Genomic DNA, 16,150 nt, shown 5'->3' with positions numbered 1-16,150 from the left:
ATAATGTGGAGAAAGGTGCAGAGAGAGCACTACGTACCGAGTAAGACTTCTAAGCTATTAACAGATTCAATAACCAATCACATCAATAAGAGTCAAACCTTCATGCTAACCCCCATTGTTACTATTGTAATATCCTTATTACTTGTCATTGCATTCGTTTACAGCGCATTTTCCATCTACACCATTTATCTATTTTTAAATAGCCGCCCAACTAAAGAGCTAAGAAAGAAAGTACAGGCTAAAGGTGGAATCATGATAATCATACATTCAGGGTGTATTTATGCTTCTTTAGGCATATTAGGCAAGCTTAATTACTCCCCTACCGTTGATTATGTCACAACCACACTGTTTCCAGTTCTAATCGAAATAGAGCTTATGGAAGCGATATCCTCTACGATATTTACTGTTGCTGCTTTGATTTTTCCTTTTGCTACTGCCGCTGTCGGGACTAACCTTATTACCCAAGCTCTATGCCAAAGAACTGGCGAGGAAGACTATGATAAGGAAATACAGCGACAACCAAAGCGTTTTAGGAACTCTATCCATTCCAAGTTTAGAAAGTATAAACGCTGGTCTAAAGAAGACTAGGTTAGAGAACAAATATCCACCTTAGTTAATAGTTTCGAACTAAGGTGGATGTGATGATTTCGATAATTCATCTTATTAGTGAAATATAATGTAACTCTCTTAGCAACGTCTTTTAGTACCAAGAGATGTACCAAGCCAAAACATTAAATCACTAAAGGTGATATTTACCATATAGTTAGCTAGCAAGTTCAGATGACGCCAACCCACCAAACGTTTGGAAAGGGCCAACTCGAAAGAGTTGGCCCTTTTTTTATCTTTATTTTACTTGCCACAATATGACAAATTACATTGCTAACAATGAATTACCATTAGCACATCAACAATAAAACCAGACACTCAATAAAAAACCACACATCCCAATGCTGAAACGTGTGGTTGTTTAGAACTGTTCTATTTCGCTTTTAGCAAGTAAAGGCGTTAATCCATATCACCCAACAAGTAATCTTCGTCACTGCTCACTACTGCGCCGTGCTTTAAGAAGTTCTTACCTAGGATCATGCTGTATTCAAAGCGAGAGCGATCTTGAAGGTTTACTCTCACCTCTTTCTCTAGATCACCCAACTTAACCTTCATTTCAACGACAGGACGAATGTTCACCTTCTCGCCTTTCTTGGCTTTGATGCGCATAACATCAATCACTGGCTTGGTGAAATCTTGCTTATCGCCTTGGTTGTTTTGATAGGTAAAACTCACCATGTCTTGGCCGTCTTTCTTAAATCGTTTGATGTTGACTGCATTCATTGAGCTTACATCCGCGCCAGTATCCAACTTGGCTGGGAATTTCATACCGTTCACTTCAACAACTTCGATGTGCCCAACTTTAAACAAAGGCTCCGATTTCAAAAGATAGTCAGAACGAGTATTCACATATACCCCATCTTTCGCCATCTTCTTACCTAAAACAAAGTAGGCCTCTTTCTCATTACTGTTAAGCACATCGATAGCAAACTCTTGTTGGCGAACTTTACCAGCGCCTAAAAACTCACCACTAACAACTGGGCGAACATCATCACCGACTCGAAGCTTTTTAATTACTTTCTTAATGACTTTCTGTTGTTCACCATTCGCATCAATAAGGAAAAATTCAACGGACGTATCTTTGCCCTTACCTGTCATTTCAAAACTATCAACCTTTAACAAAGGCGTGTTTACGGTAAATGAGGCAACTGCCTTCATAGGGAAACCATCTAAGGTGATACCTTCCTCCGGTGAGATAATCAACGGCTCACTCTTTTTCGCAACCTCGCTGAAACTCTCAGAACCTTTAGAGAGAATATTTTCAGCGTTGGTATCAATCATGAAAAGTTCGCTAGCGGTGCTGGTTCCAAATCTCAACTGTGACTCACTGCTAGAACGGTCACGTAAGTAAACTAGAACATCTCGTGTTGTGTTTTCATCGAGTTGGACGGGCACATACACTAAAGGTCTCTTCTTACCGCCCACACTCAACATACGAACTAATGGCAGCGTCATTTCTTTTTGCTTGCCGTCATTGTCGACCATATCAAACGTGACTTCGCTGTTTTTCTTGTCTACATCGATATTTTTTGAATGCAAAATGCTGTAACGATTCTTTAGAGAGAAGGTCGCATTCATCGCCATTCCCGAGATAGACACTACCTCTTTTCGACCTACTACTGTCGCGTTTTCCTGCTCTTGCAAGTAGTCATAGCCCGCAAACACTAAAGCGTTGTCAGCAAGGAAGGTTTTACCAATCAGCACTGGCGCTGAAAAATGGCTTCTGTCGGTCAGGTTAACATCGGTTTTTAGCTCTTGGTCTGCAATGGTGAGCGACATTTTTACGGTAGGACGAAGCAAAGGCGTGCTGCTGGTGCGGCTGCGTATCATGCTGACACGCTCTAAAGGCGCTTCGATTAATACCATGTCTCCCGTACGTGGGTTTTGAACCTTGAAAGAGACCACCGCTTCATATTTTGCAAAGGTACTGCCATCCCAATCATCGTAATCAACATCGGAATTATTCAACAAGTCTTCGGTTAATGCCGCCATCAACTCTTTGTCTTTAAGATTCTTGTAATCGGCATTCGTGCTCTTCACATGAATATCTTCAGCATGCATAGAGGTAGTTTCTGCACCAGTGTCGATTTTGCCAATGAAAGGAACGTCTTTTAGCCCTTGAACACTAGATAGGTACACGTTCTCAGTACGGCCTAATACCGCCTTACCATCGAGTTCGTAAGTCGGGTTTTGAGTGGTAGGTGAAGTATCAGTAGCCAAAGTATATTGTGAAAAAAGTAGAGTGCTTAAAAGAGTTAGAGCCAAAGGTATCTTTTTCATTAGTTGGTCCGTTGTGATCAGTTCACTAATAATACTGGCGATTCGGCAAAGAGTTCCCCCACCAGCAATGGTTCTCACATAACGTTTACGTTATGACTTTTTCAATGACAAACCGATGACTTTGCGCCGCATTACTTCATCAGTTATTGACTAATGGATACCCAATAACCTGTTCAATAGTCGATGTGATATTGAAGAAACGAATACAAAAAAGGCCAACGACAAGCGCTGACCTTAGCGATTCAAAACACACCTGAAGCGAGTTTAACTTGCTAAAACACAAACGGTTCTAGATAAACATAGCACTAAAAGGTGCCGACTGTTTTCTTTGCACAGATAGCACGAGCTTTTTCTGCGCCCTCGCCTTTATTCTGATTAAAACATTGTCGATAAGATTCGACGTAACGCTCAAATAGCACTTTGGCTTCAGGTTGTGGTTTAGAGAGTAGTTGATTGACGAACTTCCTTGAGCCGACCTCAAAATGCTGGGTATCGATTGGGCTGTTCCAATCCCCTCCCCAGATCATAAATCCGTGATGGGCAAAAAGCTCAACCACATCTTCTGCCATGCCACTGCGTTCAATTTCATCACGCGCACGAAAACGAGTGCGATTCACATAGCGGGTAGCCGATTGCGATGGCTTTACCGTGATGGCTCCGTTGCTATCGAACTCTAAGAACGGGTTTTGAACTGGGTTGATGTCGATTGCCACACCATAGGCGTGTTTCGACCAACCCCCTCCGCCAGTAATAGGCCGAGCGTTAAAGGCACTGCTGTTGTTCGCGTCCATTGAGGCGTTGTCGTCACCGTTAAACTCACGCATAAGGCGAGCAGAATGAAGCGGGAAATTACGCTGTTTTAACTCTGAAAAGATTCGCTCAACTGAAGGTGCAATAACATCGAGCACAATCATATTGCCTTGTTGCGTTTCCCCGTTGAAATTAATGAAATCGAAATCCACTTTGGATAATCGCTCACAACCAACAGGCGCACCATTACTCAAGACGTTGTTCTTTTCCATCATGTCGCATTGCCATTGAGATATAGGAGCAACTTGAGCATAAGTCACTGCACTGAGCAAAGTGGCCAGACAGCCGACAATAAAACGTTTCATATCAAAGACTCAAAAATAGTAAGAGTGAAAAGTAGCAGAAGTTGGAAAATAGCATATTAAGCCAAGTTGAGCGCACGCTTTGTTAGCGCGTTTTGTTCCAATAAACAATCTCTCGAACTCGTCCGTTCTGGTCGACATCCGCTTCTCCACCAACATCAGAAGGCTCAGGTAAGGTCGATAATTGCGGAGCGTAATAGGCAACCAACATAAGTACGAACGCATCGTAAATATCGTCTATCGCGACGTCTTTACGCTTGGTATTTGAAATGGCCAACGACAAGCCGTCACACCATTGAGGGGCGAGTTGCTGAATAATAGAAAGCCGTTCCTCTTTGCCTTCTTGTGTTCGTTTGGAAAACGTCAGCGGCTCGCCTTTCAATGCTGCGAACACCACTTCAGGGTGAGACTCTCGGATCAATAAGTTTGGGTGATCATCGATAAGTTTATCCAACTCTCGGATTTTAGGAACAATCCCCCAAGTTTGCTTAGAGAACTTCTTATCAAGCTTCTCCACATTGGCATCACACGCTGCGATATAATCGGTTTGGTAAACCGCCTCACGACACGGTACCGGAAACACTGAAGAACCACGCTTGCTGGTGAGAAAACGCCTTGCTGCTTTATCGCATAACCTATCAGGAGTAAGCAAGTCACTAAAGCCAATAGGCATATCAATTAACGTCGTTGCTTCCGTGATATCATCAACCAACTCATCGAGCGTGTTTACCACTTTAAACGTAGGCACCGCGTTATCAGAGATAATCCAAGCGATCCAACCAGCCTTGCAGCCATCAATTCCGATGTATTTCATTGCGCTCTCAAATTACGTGCTCATGTTATTTACGTACTGTCCCTAACTATCGGCTTTGAATCAACTTAACTCCGGTATATATACCCACAATGATACTCAACACAGAAAAAACACCCGCCAACGACAGCACTGGCATCGCTACTAACAACTGAGTATCGTTCCCGCCACCAGCCATTACGGCTCCAAATCCCATAAGCACACCAGCAACCAAGTGTTTACCCAATCGACGTATAGAGCTCAACCTCAAAGAAAAAGACCCAGTAAACAACGCGGCACTGACCATTCCCACCAATAGCATGGCCATTAATATAAAGCGCTCGCTACTTGGCCAATCTTCAACTCTTCCATGCCAGAGTGAAGTACCCATTGATTTCAATAAACCACTTGGCGTCCAGTGCGGTTCATACAAGAAAACAAAGCCTGCCATTAACCCAATCCCCAACATTGAGAACCATAACTTGCGATTTACCGCATTCATGAAGTAGTAACTCACCACAATAATGGACGAAATAACCCCAAGGAATGCGTATCGGTAAAAATCAGATAATACCAACCGAGATCCTTTTAACTCCGTCGGCAACACTGGAGCAAACAACAACCAAGCAACGAACCACCCTAATATGGTCGCCAACATAACCACTTCACCACGGGCTAAACGACTCACCGTCGACACCCCACAACCACTATTAATCGCCGCGCCGATGCCAAATAAAAAACCGCCGAAAAGGGAAAACAGACTCGGCCAAAACGCAGAAGATAAAGATCGACCTTCCGCTGCCGCTCCTAAGGCCATAAACACCCAAGCCAATGAACCACTAAACACAATCGCGACAATCAACATTGGTGATCCTCTTGTCGCCTCTTTAACTCCCCTAACCATACAAAGGCCGGTAGTTTGGGCGAGATATCCGACCAGAAAGATGCAGAACAAAACGAGAATAAACAACATACACAGCCTCCGAATTGCGTTGATTTTGTTAGTGCCGTTGGTTAAATATAGTCAGAAGACCCAATAACAGCGTGCAAGGACAAGCCCGAACAGGGATAATTGTTTTGATAATTAAACCAACCTCAAGCACCCAGCCGATAAAAGACTAATGACCACATACTCGTACATAGACATCCCATTCAACCTGCGCCACACCTGTTGGTTTTGTGGTGAACCTTCCAATGATGTTGTTGAATTCCCTAAGACTGCACAGGCTATTGCCAAGATAGACTATTCACCGATTGCACTGCCAGCTTGTAAGGAGTGCGCGAGTGTTAGGTATGCAAAAGATCTGACTTCGATTTGGGCTGTGCGCGACCAGATAAAACACGCACTCATCGATAAATATGCAAAGCACTTAGGCATCGGTGAAAACTGGACGGAGCAAGAGCTTATTGATTCAGATTTCTCTGGCTCGACGCTTGGCGGGTTTGGGCGCAGTGCTTGGAAGATGTATCAAATCGCCAAGCAGCGAATCGACTATAAAGGTTGGCCTTTATCGGTTGATGACATTGTAATAGAGGTCTACGACGAAACCAGTGGCTTTGAATTTGACGGTACTCGTTATGCTTCAATCAATTCGTGTATCGATTATTTCACCAAGGCTGCGGGCGTAGACAAAGAGCTGCTATCGCAACTTGTCGACATCGTTTCAACTGACCGTTTTAGCTACGCGCTTCGAATCGCCAAGCTGAATAAGAATGTCTCTAATACCAAACGCTCAGAGATCATCGAAGAGGTGTTACAGCAAGAGTCTGAGCAAGAAGAGATACAGCTTGAGCAAGCCAATTCACTGTTCAACCCAAATGTCGAAGAAGTCAGCATTTCAGGTTCGACGGCTCCGGTGTTCGCTATTCAATGGGCAATGATGAATAACGTTAAAGATTTAGCTCACCTTTGTTCACTCGAAGATGATTATTTTGACTATTTCGAACATCTTGGTGGCCCTGCAGCTTTCATGTCCTATAACGGCCTACAACTCTATTTAGAGTCGCGTCAAGATCCGGAATGGGTAGAAAAGTCGGATCCAAATAAACAGTATTGGTGAACATGCCTCGCTACTGGTGAACACCTGTAAGCTCGATGATCGTGTCAAACACCCATTGTTAGTCCTTGTTTTATATAAAGATCTAAAAAAAGAACCCTATAACAGTTAATTGTTGCAATTCGGTTAAATAGAGTGAAAACTTCAAGCATCTAAAACTATTTAATCACTGCAATCTTGCGGTGAGTAAGGAGTGAATTGTGCTTGCTGTTCTTCGTATTATTTTGGCTACGGTGTTTATTATTTTCACCACTCTATGTGCTTTTGTTTACTGCTTGTTTAGCCCCAAGAACCCTAAGCATGTGTACGTTTTCTGCCGTTGGTTCAATCAACTCCAAAAGATCGTCGGTGTAAAACTGGTGCAGCGCGGCCTAGACAATGCGCCAACATCAGAAAAAAGCGTCTACATCTCTAACCACCAAAGCATATTAGACTTTGTGACTGACCCTGGGATGCTAAGGCCTCGTACCGTTTCTTTAGGCAAGCGCGATTTGTTGTATGTGCCTTTCTTTGGGCTGCTGTATTGGATCACCGGTAACATCATGATTAACCGCGAAGACAAATCCAAAGCACGCGATACCATCAAACAAGTGGCGGAAGCCATTCATCAGCGAGATCTGTCTGTTTGGGTTTACCCTGAAGGAACGCGCAGCAAAGGGCGTGGACTATTGCCATTCAAAACGGGTGCTTTCCGGATGGCGATTGAAGCCGGCGTACCTATTACCCCAATGTGTACCAGCACCACGCACAATAAGATTGACCTCAACCGACTTAATAATGGCATTGTGATTACCGAGATGCTTGAGCCTATCGATGTGTCTGGATACAAGCTCAGCGATGCGAGAGAGCTGGCCAATCGCTGTCACACAATTATGGCTGAAAAAATAGCAGAGCTTGATGCCGAAGTGGCTCGTGTAGAGGCGCAACAAAATCCAGAGCTGGATTCAGACCGTTCTTCTACGCGTTAATAAGGTAGTCACAGAGGGAACAGGAGCTAACTCGCAACGAATACACTGAGTCATCGCTCAGTTACTTAAAAAGACACTCAACGATCGCAACTCTCATTGTTCTTGTTTTACATGCCAGCGCTTATCCGCAAAATAAAAACAGGCGTTAATGGCTTTATAGATCAATGGGAGTAAACGATGGAAGTGATTCACCATGGCGGCAAACATACCGTCACAGGATCTTGTCACGAATTAAGAGATTCAGGCCAAGCAGTACTCATCGATTGTGGCCTTTTTCAAGGTTTAGATCTTCAAGGTAAAAAGCTTCAAGGGGAAGACGCACGCCCTCTTGATATTGAATTTGAAACGTCCCACCTTAACGCTCTGTTGCTGACTCATACTCACATTGATCATATTGGTCGATTACCTTGGTTACTCGCCAGTGGCTTTAACCAATCAATTTATTGCACTCAGGCGACGGCTGAACTCGCTCCTTTAATGATTGAAGACGGCCTAAAACTGCAAGGGCTCAGTCATAAACAATCCAAACTCATCCTTAAAAAAATTCATTCGTTGATTGCTCCTAAGCCTTATGGGAAGTGGTTTCCAATTGCCTCTAAGCAGCAAAACGACGGAAAGGATCATCATAGGCCAAATACTCTGTATGCTCGTTTTCAACCTGCCGGGCATATCTTAGGTTCGGCCTATATAGAGATTAAGTTACCCAACCAAGAGGTGGTGGTCTTTTCTGGCGACTTGGGCCCAAGTAACACGCCACTGTTGCCGGATCCGAAACCACCACAACAAGCCGACTATCTGTTTATCGAATCGACTTACGGCACTAGCACGCACGACGATATTGCTTCACGATCTGAACGCCTCAAAGCAATTATTGACCGTTCGTTACTCGATGGTGGCGTCATCTTGATCCCGGCATTTAGTATCGGCAGAACACAAGAACTGTTGTTTGATATTGAAAACCTGATCTTTGAGCATCAACTCAGCGCCGATATTCCTATCATCCTAGATTCGCCTATGGCAGAGAAAGTAACGCGTTCATACCGACGCTTTAAAGAGTTATGGGGTCAAGAAGCTAAACAGCGCCTAGAGCTGAAACGTCACCCACTCGCTTTTGAGCAATGCATTACCGTTGATGGGCATCGAGTGCACAAAAAAATCGTCAATCGCCTGCGTTCGACAGGTGAACCCGCAATTGTGGTCGCAGCTTCTGGAATGTGTCAGGGCGGCAGGATAATGAACTACTTATCCGCCTTGCTTCCCGATAAACGAACCGATTTGATTTTAGCGGGCTATCAAGCACACGGAACGCTCGGGCGCGAGTTGCAACAAGGTAAAACACAGGTTTTTATTGATAACAAAGACGTTGAGGTTAATGCTCAAATTCATGGCATGTCTGGCTACTCGGCTCATGCCGATAAAGAGGATCTCAACCGATTTATAGCAGGAATTTCCGTTCCACCAAAAGAGCTGCATTTGATACATGGCGAACCAAATACTCAGTCTGAGTTCGCTCAAGAACTACAGGCGCGAGGGTTTGTGGTTGTTTGAAACACGCATCAAACTAGCCACTTTTACTCAGTAAACATTAAGGCCAGAATTATCGAGCCTTCAAAGGCACAGTTTCTTAGGCCTGCGAGATCACTCGATGAAGGTGATATATGCCAATCAAATCCATCTCGCCACTCATATATCAGCCGTTCATGCTAATCGGTTTTCACCGCTGTTTTTCTCGATTTTGTCTCTTCTGTATGGCTCAAATTTCCATTTTTGTATTAATCACTATTTATTCACTCTGTAAAACGCCAGAAAATACATACAGTTGCATATGAGGTTAAATGGAACGATTATCGAATTAGAACTAAGCGTTAACAAACATCCTCTGTAACTTGCTTTATGTCACAGTAATCCTAATGCGCAGTTAAATAATTTAACACTTGGGTTACAAGTGAAGTATTGTGTTGTTCGAAAAACAATCATAAGTAAAACTAACAGGGAAAATACTCATGCAGTCATTCGTTGATTTTTTGAATGGAATAATCTGGAGCCCAGTACTTATCTACCTATGTTTAGGTGCAGGTTTGTTCTACTCCATCATGACTCGATTTGTTCAAATCCGTCACTTCTTTGAAATGTGGCGCTTGCTACTATCAGGTAAAAGCTCTACAAAAGGCATCTCGTCTTTCCAAGCTCTTGCCGTTTCGCTATCTGGCCGTGTAGGTACAGGTAACATTGCCGGTGTTGCTGCCGCTATCGGTTTCGGTGGTCCGGGTGCAGTATTCTGGATGTGGGTTGTAGCCTTCTTTGGCGCCGCGACTGCTTACGCAGAATCTACGCTAGCGCAAATCTACAAAGAAGAAGACGAAGGCCAGTTCCGTGGTGGTCCGGCTTACTACATTGAAAAAGCGATGGGCCAGAAGTGGTACGCATGGATCTTCGCTATCTCAACTATTTTTGCATGTGGTATTTTGCTTCCAGGTGTTCAGTCAAACAGTATTGGTAATGCTGTAGAAGCTGCATTTGGTTCAGGCGACATGATTGAAACAGCTATCGGTACATTCAGTTTCGCTAAAATTTTCACTGGTACTGTTGTTGCTATCATCCTTGCTTTCATCATCTTTGGTGGTGTTAAACGTATTGCGAACTTCACACAAATTGTTGTTCCATTCATGGCATTGGCTTACATCATTATCGCGTTCGTTATCATCTTGCTAAACATCGGCCAAGTGCCAGCTGTTTTCGGAATGATTCTTGGCGATGCATTCACACCTATGGCGGGCTTTGGTGCAGCAATTGGTTGGGGTGTTAAGCGTGGTGTTTACTCAAACGAAGCGGGTCAAGGTACTGGTCCTCACGCGGCAGCAGCGGCAAATGTCGATCACCCAGCTCAGCAAGGTTTGGTACAAGCGTTCTCTATCTACATCGATACTCTTCTAGTATGTTCTGCTACAGCGTTCATGATCATCATCACTGGTGCTTACAACGTTCACGGCGGCGCTGAAGGTGTGTTCCTTGTTCAGAACCTAGCAGCAAACATTGGTGCGAATGGTCCTGTATTTACACAGCTTGCTATTGAAAGTGCACTACCAGGCATTGGTAAGCCATTCATCGCATTTGCTCTGTTCTTCTTCGCATTTACAACGATTCTTGCTTACTACTACATCGCAGAAACGAATATTGCTTACCTACGTCGTACCATCAAGATCCCTGGCATGATGTTCGTACTTAAGCTTGTTCTTATCACTGCGGTTTTCTATGGCACAGTCAAAACAGCTAACCTTGCATGGGCAATGGGTGATGTTGGTGTTGGCTTGATGGCATGGTTAAACATCGTAGGTATTCTGATCATCTTCTTCATGTCTAAGCCTGCGCTTAAAGCTCTAGCAGATTACGAAGAACAACAGAAACAAGGCGTAACTGAGTACACATTTAATCCTGTAAAACTAGGTATCAAAGGTGCTACTTACTGGGAAGAGAAGTACAAGCGTAAAACAGGTAAGTCTCCTGAAGCAGAAGCTGCAGACACTAAACCTGTAGAGCAACCTTCAGCTTAAGCTTTCCTTAGCAAATAGATCGCTTTAACAAATAGCGCTATTAATAACGCATAAAAAAGGGGTTAGCCATTTCGGCTAACCCCTTTTGTTTTATTCATAACCAATAAACGGCTTATAACAAACTAACTGTTCCCGAGTTAGAGTATTAAGCAGCGATTTCTTGTGTTGCCATTTGAGGTGCTTTCTTCTCACCGATAGGCAGTACTGTGCGGCCGTATTCGTTGTTGATTACTTGTGCCATTGCAAAGTAGATAGCTGAAGCGCCACAGAAAATACCTTCAAAACCAGCGATAGTGCCGATTAGTTCACTGCCAGTGAAATCACGAGCTGCAAGTAGGAAGAACAGGATCGTTAGTGAACCGAATACTACTTGCTTCGCAACTGGGTAACATAGAGAACCGATGAACATAAAGCCTGTGAAGATGCCCCATAGTAGTAGGTACCAACCCATGAATGCAGCAGGGCTTGCTGGAAGGCCCATGTAAGGCATCACGATCAAACCAACTAGAGATAACCAAAATAGGCCGTATGAAGTAAATGCTGTCGTACCGAACGTGTCACCACGTTTGAAACACATAGTGCCCACGATAACTTGGCTCAAACCACCGTAAAAAATACCCATTGCAAGAATCATAGAATCGATTGGGAAGAAACCTGCGTTGTGGATATTAAGAAGAATAGTGGTCATACCGAAACCCATTAAGCCTAGTGGCGCTGGGTTAGCTAGTTTGGTCGACATTGCGAATTTACCTTATTAAAGTGGTTGATTAAAAAAAAACGATAAAAATTATCAGAAAATTTTAATCTATAAACCGTACAACTAGGTAATCCAGTTATCGCAAACTAAGATTGTACAAATGATCTTATGGAAAATTAGTTTCATAACCAGCTTGTTTAATTCACCGAAACTATCAATAAACAGATTCCCTATCACGCTATAAAAAAGATGCGAGTAACGAGATACGAGATGCGAAGAGCGTGTTGAGATTGAAGTTAGTGATATGCATATGAAAAAGATGCGGGTAACGAGATTCGGGATGCGAAAAGAGTCTTTAGATTTGAATAAGCGCCCCCTTAATAGCAAACGTAGGCAACAGAGGGCGAGCTTTTCGCTACTCGTTTACTCGCATCCCGTATCTAGTCTCTCATTTGTAATCTTAAATTACGCTTGTTGTGGTTTAGATTCAGACACTTGAGATTGAACTTCTGAAGAAGCGTTTTTACTTGCATCGCGCTTAGCTAACAGAGTCACAAGGATAAGCTGAGCAACAAGCGCACCTAGAACCACCCATGCACTTCCAGTAAAGCCTGCCACGACAAAACTAACCAAAGCGATAGAGCCGTTCATCAATGCATAAGGTAGCTGCGTCTTAAAGTGTTCAAACTGGTCACACCCTGCCCCTGTTGAAGAAAGAATCGTTGTTTCAGAGATCGGTGAGCAATGGTCACCAAACAAACCACCAGACAACACAGCGCCAATTGCGACGAGTAGCGGTGCATCAATCGCAATCGCGGTTGGAATAACCAATGGCATCATTATCGCGAAGGTTCCCCACGACGATCCCGTTGCGAATGAAATAATCGCCGACAACAAAAAAGCGACCGCTGGTACTAACCAGTATGGAAAGCCGCTCTGTGCTTGCTCGGCGATATAGGCCGCTGCACCTAGCTCTTTACCGACTGTGCTTAACGCCCATGCCAATACTAAGATGATCGCTACGGGCATCATGTTTCCCATGCCTTTTAAATACACTGCAACACCATCAGACAGCTTTCTTACACCGTAGTAAGCCATTAGCGAGATCAAGGTAATCGCCGCAAAGAAATAAGCCGATGATAAAGCCGCTCTGAACGATGAACCCGCGACCTTTTGAAACGGGAAGCCTTGTGGAACTAACATGGCACACAACACCACCAGCATCACTAACAATGGAGCCCAAACAAAAGATGCCTTTGCATTTTTATGCGAGAACGGATTCAGTGAGTCGCTATTCACGCCAGTATCGATTCCCGCTTGGCAATCACGCTCGGCTTTTGCCATTGGCCCAAAGTCTAAACCTTTAACGGACACTAACGGGACTATGAAAATCGCTAGGAATGCGTAGAACTGAAAAGGAATCGCACCGATGAAGGCATCCCAATCAGACATGTTGACATTCAACGCCGTGAATTCTTTTTGAATCAGACTCATGATGTAAACGCCCCATCCAATGAAAGGGATAAGAATAGCAACGGGCGACGAGGTTGAGTCGATGATGAATGCTAGCTTCTGTCTTGAGAGTTTCAGTTTATCGAAAAGGGGACGAAAAACAGGGCCCACAATTAAAGGGGTGCCTAAGTCTGAGAAAAATATAACGATTCCACCAAACCATGCTGAGATTTGAGCTTGGCATTTGTTGCTTACCCATTGAGTAACACGCTTTGCAAACGCAACACCACCACCGGATTTTTCCATCAAAGCGACAAAGCCACCGATGAACACCAACAGCATGATCACACCTGCGTTATAGCTGTCGGTAAGTTGAGGGACTAAGTAACCTTTCACCATAGTACCAAACGTATCAAGCGGGTTAAGTTCGCTAAACATACCAGTGAGCATTGCCACACCACTCAGCACACCTGCAAATAGGCCTATCACTACATTCCTTGTCGCCAACGACAACACCAAAGTAATCACAATGGGGATGAGTGACGTGATATCTGTCTGTTCCATAGGTACACCTTAACCCTAAAATAAAAAGAATAAATATAAATTAAATTTGAATATAAATTCACAATCACTATTTGTACAGAACTTTATCCTCTAACTGGATAATTAGTCTTTAAATGCGCTTCAACATAGCCAAATAGACCAATAGCCCTCCTTAGATAGCCAAGTTCGAAACGAAAAAAAGCCGAAAGTAGAAACTTTCGGCTTTTGATTATTTGTATCATTATGGTCGTACTACTGAACTCGTCGGTTAGACCGATTTTCAGTATTCAGACGATCAATTACAGCTAATTTCATCCCAGAACCAATTCGACTGAACAGGGCTTTCCCATACACCTGGGCCGTTTTTAGCCACGAAACACTTGCCGTTATGCGTCACTTTATCACCGTTACTCACTTGGCTAACGCCCGCTTGCCATGTGATAAACACCGATGGGTCAACAACGACAGGCGGCTCGGTCAGAGGTGGTTCAACGGGCGTTGGGTCTACCGGAGCAGGATCGACAGGTGCAGGATCGACAGGTGCAGGGTCAACTGGCGATGGATCTGTCACGGGTGGAGTTGGCTCTCCAGTAACCAATTTCCAAGGGCCACCATTGGCAGGGTCATCCCCTTGTGTCCACCATTTCGCTTCGTAGGTTGCACCGTTGTGAGTAACTTGGTCTCCAGCGTTGTAAACCTTGGTCGCACTCCAACCGTTACCACCAGGATCAGTACCAGGGTCTACCGGATCAAGCTTGTCGACCACTTTCACTTCAGGCCAGCTCGCATGAGAACCATAAAAGTTAGTCACACACTTCTCGTAATCGCCAGCCACCAGCGCTGAATATCCCGTTTGGAATCCAACCAACTCACATTCAAATGAGTAGCCTTCTGGGCGGTCTGCGTAGTATTTCCAGTTCCCATCCCAGTTGGTGTACAACACATCGGTCGCGCCGTTGAGATTCAAGCTTCCGTAAGGCGTTTGCTGCCAACAAGTATTGGCTTCATCCGCTTCTACCGGAATTTGATAGTGCGCTGCTAGCCCTTCCCAGTAACGAATACGGTTAACTGGCTGGCCTTTGTCTTTATTTTGCTCACCACACTCGATACCACCATTAATCACGTTGATGGTGGTACCAAAGCCATAACCAATTCCCGCATCCAATTCACGCTGAGATGGTGTCCAAGTACGGTCGATCACGTGCAGCATTGCTGGTTTAGGGGCTTGAGGCGTAAGGAAGAACCAGATAGCAGAAGCCAAGTTCAACCATGAATCAGCAACCAAACCTGGGTTATTCAATAGAACCGTTGCATCACCATCAAACATCACTTCCGAGAACGCGCCGTAGTTAAAATGGTAAGAAAGCTGTTTAGCACCACGTCCGAAGTAACCCTGCCCCGCGGCACATGGCCAACGTGCATTCTGCCAATCGTTCTGACCACAACCCGTGGTGTAACCTTCTTGCCCTTCAGACCAACCCATTTCACGAACATGCACTAGCGCTTGCTGCCACTCTTCTAGAGCTAATGGGTTATCAGAGGTGTTGTCTATCGCGATGTGACCGCCCGTCTCTTGTGAAAAGTGAGCAAAAGCGGTGATGATGGATTTTTTACAGATGGCGTCGGAGTCACGACCATCGCTGTACTCTCCACAGAAAGCTGGGAATTTACCGATCGCACGTAAGAAACGAGTGTAGGTGTATTCTGGTGCTGCCATCTGAGTAAGGAAATCCCATTCAGATTGAGGGAATACACGCTCAACCCGTTTTACGTTTTCAGGGTTGGAAGGTGAACCGGGTTCAACCGCTTCAACGATGGTGTTCGAACGAGTTTGTAAAGCTTGTGACCAGATCGCATACATAGGATCCGAGGTTTTTGCTTGTTCAGCGGCTTGTAATGCCGACTTTTCAACAAGGTAACCATTCGGGTTTTGCGGATCAGGTTGAATGTTCAAAGACGCATGACTTTGTGCTGCTAAGGTGCAGCCCAGTACTGTCGCCAAATATTTGATTTTTAACATGATAGATTCTCTTATCTGTCCTTAATAAGTCCATCAAAGAGTATGTGGCACATGGGAAATAGCCTAGCTGTTGC

General features: G+C 44.3%; 12 protein-coding genes. 5 read left to right on the top strand and 7 right to left on the bottom strand.

Annotation, left to right across the window (positions count from 1 at the left end; genetic code table 11):
• Window positions 1-102 precede the first annotated feature (102 nt).
• A complete protein-coding gene (locus L3V33_RS20415) occupies window positions 103-588 on the top strand; it encodes a hypothetical protein (protein WP_133146333.1) in 486 nt (161 codons plus the stop codon).
• A gap of 417 nt (window positions 589-1,005) precedes the next feature.
• On the opposite strand, the gene L3V33_RS20410 is transcribed toward L3V33_RS20415, so the two are convergent.
• The 4 genes from L3V33_RS20410 to L3V33_RS20395 all read right to left on the bottom strand — a co-directional run bounded on the left by L3V33_RS20410 (window position 1,006) and on the right by L3V33_RS20395 (window position 5,692).
• Window positions 1,006-2,886, bottom strand: coding sequence for a RimK/LysX family protein (locus L3V33_RS20410; protein WP_054548075.1), 1,881 nt, complete (start codon window positions 2,884-2,886; stop codon window positions 1,006-1,008).
• Window positions 2,887-3,191: 305 nt separating this feature from the next.
• Window positions 3,192-4,001, bottom strand: coding sequence for a M15 family metallopeptidase (locus tag L3V33_RS20405; protein WP_237291109.1), 810 nt, complete (start codon window positions 3,999-4,001; stop codon window positions 3,192-3,194).
• An 82-nt stretch (window positions 4,002-4,083) separates the two neighbouring features.
• Window positions 4,084-4,812 carry a DUF429 domain-containing protein gene (locus tag L3V33_RS20400; RefSeq protein ID WP_237291108.1) on the bottom strand — a complete coding sequence of 243 codons (729 nt, stop codon included), beginning with the start codon at window positions 4,810-4,812 and terminating at the stop codon, window positions 4,084-4,086.
• A 46-nt stretch (window positions 4,813-4,858) separates the two neighbouring features.
• A complete protein-coding gene (locus tag L3V33_RS20395) occupies window positions 4,859-5,692 on the bottom strand; it encodes a YeeE/YedE thiosulfate transporter family protein (protein ID WP_267136892.1) in 834 nt (277 codons plus the stop codon).
• A 217-nt stretch (window positions 5,693-5,909) separates the two neighbouring features.
• Here L3V33_RS20395 and L3V33_RS20390 point away from each other — a divergent pair, with 217 nt between their 5' ends.
• From L3V33_RS20390 to L3V33_RS20375, 4 genes are all read left to right on the top strand, one after another.
• Window positions 5,910-6,848 carry a hypothetical protein gene (locus L3V33_RS20390; protein ID WP_237291106.1) on the top strand — a complete coding sequence of 313 codons (939 nt, stop codon included), beginning with the start codon at window positions 5,910-5,912 and terminating at the stop codon, window positions 6,846-6,848.
• 197 nt (window positions 6,849-7,045) lie between these two features.
• Window positions 7,046-7,813 carry a 1-acylglycerol-3-phosphate O-acyltransferase gene (locus L3V33_RS20385; RefSeq protein WP_114633031.1) on the top strand — a complete coding sequence of 256 codons (768 nt, stop codon included), beginning with the start codon at window positions 7,046-7,048 and terminating at the stop codon, window positions 7,811-7,813.
• Window positions 7,814-7,990: 177 nt separating this feature from the next.
• Window positions 7,991-9,361 carry an MBL fold metallo-hydrolase gene (locus L3V33_RS20380; RefSeq protein WP_114633030.1) on the top strand — a complete coding sequence of 457 codons (1,371 nt, stop codon included), beginning with the start codon at window positions 7,991-7,993 and terminating at the stop codon, window positions 9,359-9,361.
• Between the two features lie 455 nt (window positions 9,362-9,816).
• Complete coding sequence (locus L3V33_RS20375) at window positions 9,817-11,364, top strand: alanine/glycine:cation symporter family protein (RefSeq protein ID WP_065206930.1); 1,548 nt, start codon at window positions 9,817-9,819, stop codon at window positions 11,362-11,364.
• A gap of 145 nt (window positions 11,365-11,509) precedes the next feature.
• Here the strand turns inward: L3V33_RS20375 and L3V33_RS20370 are convergent, their stop codons facing one another.
• The 3 genes from L3V33_RS20370 to L3V33_RS20360 form a co-directional block, all read right to left on the bottom strand.
• On the bottom strand, window positions 11,510-12,103 hold the full coding sequence (locus L3V33_RS20370) for a GPR1/FUN34/YaaH family transporter (protein WP_010440610.1): 594 nt from the start codon (window positions 12,101-12,103) through the stop codon (window positions 11,510-11,512).
• Window positions 12,104-12,526: 423 nt separating this feature from the next.
• A complete protein-coding gene (locus tag L3V33_RS20365; RefSeq protein WP_237291105.1) occupies window positions 12,527-14,077 on the bottom strand; it encodes a Na+/H+ antiporter NhaC family protein in 1,551 nt (516 codons plus the stop codon).
• 274 nt (window positions 14,078-14,351) lie between these two features.
• The gene (locus L3V33_RS20360) at window positions 14,352-16,076 is read right to left on the bottom strand and encodes a glycoside hydrolase family 19 protein (RefSeq protein WP_237291104.1); all 1,725 of its coding nucleotides are present in this window, start codon (window positions 16,074-16,076) and stop codon (window positions 14,352-14,354) included.
• Window positions 16,077-16,150: the final 74 nt, after the last annotated feature.

Source organism: Vibrio sp. A2-1, assembly GCF_021728355.1.
Taxonomy (GTDB): domain Bacteria; phylum Pseudomonadota; class Gammaproteobacteria; order Enterobacterales; family Vibrionaceae; genus Vibrio; species Vibrio splendidus_K.
This window is presented reverse-complemented; position numbering and strand designations above follow the sequence as displayed.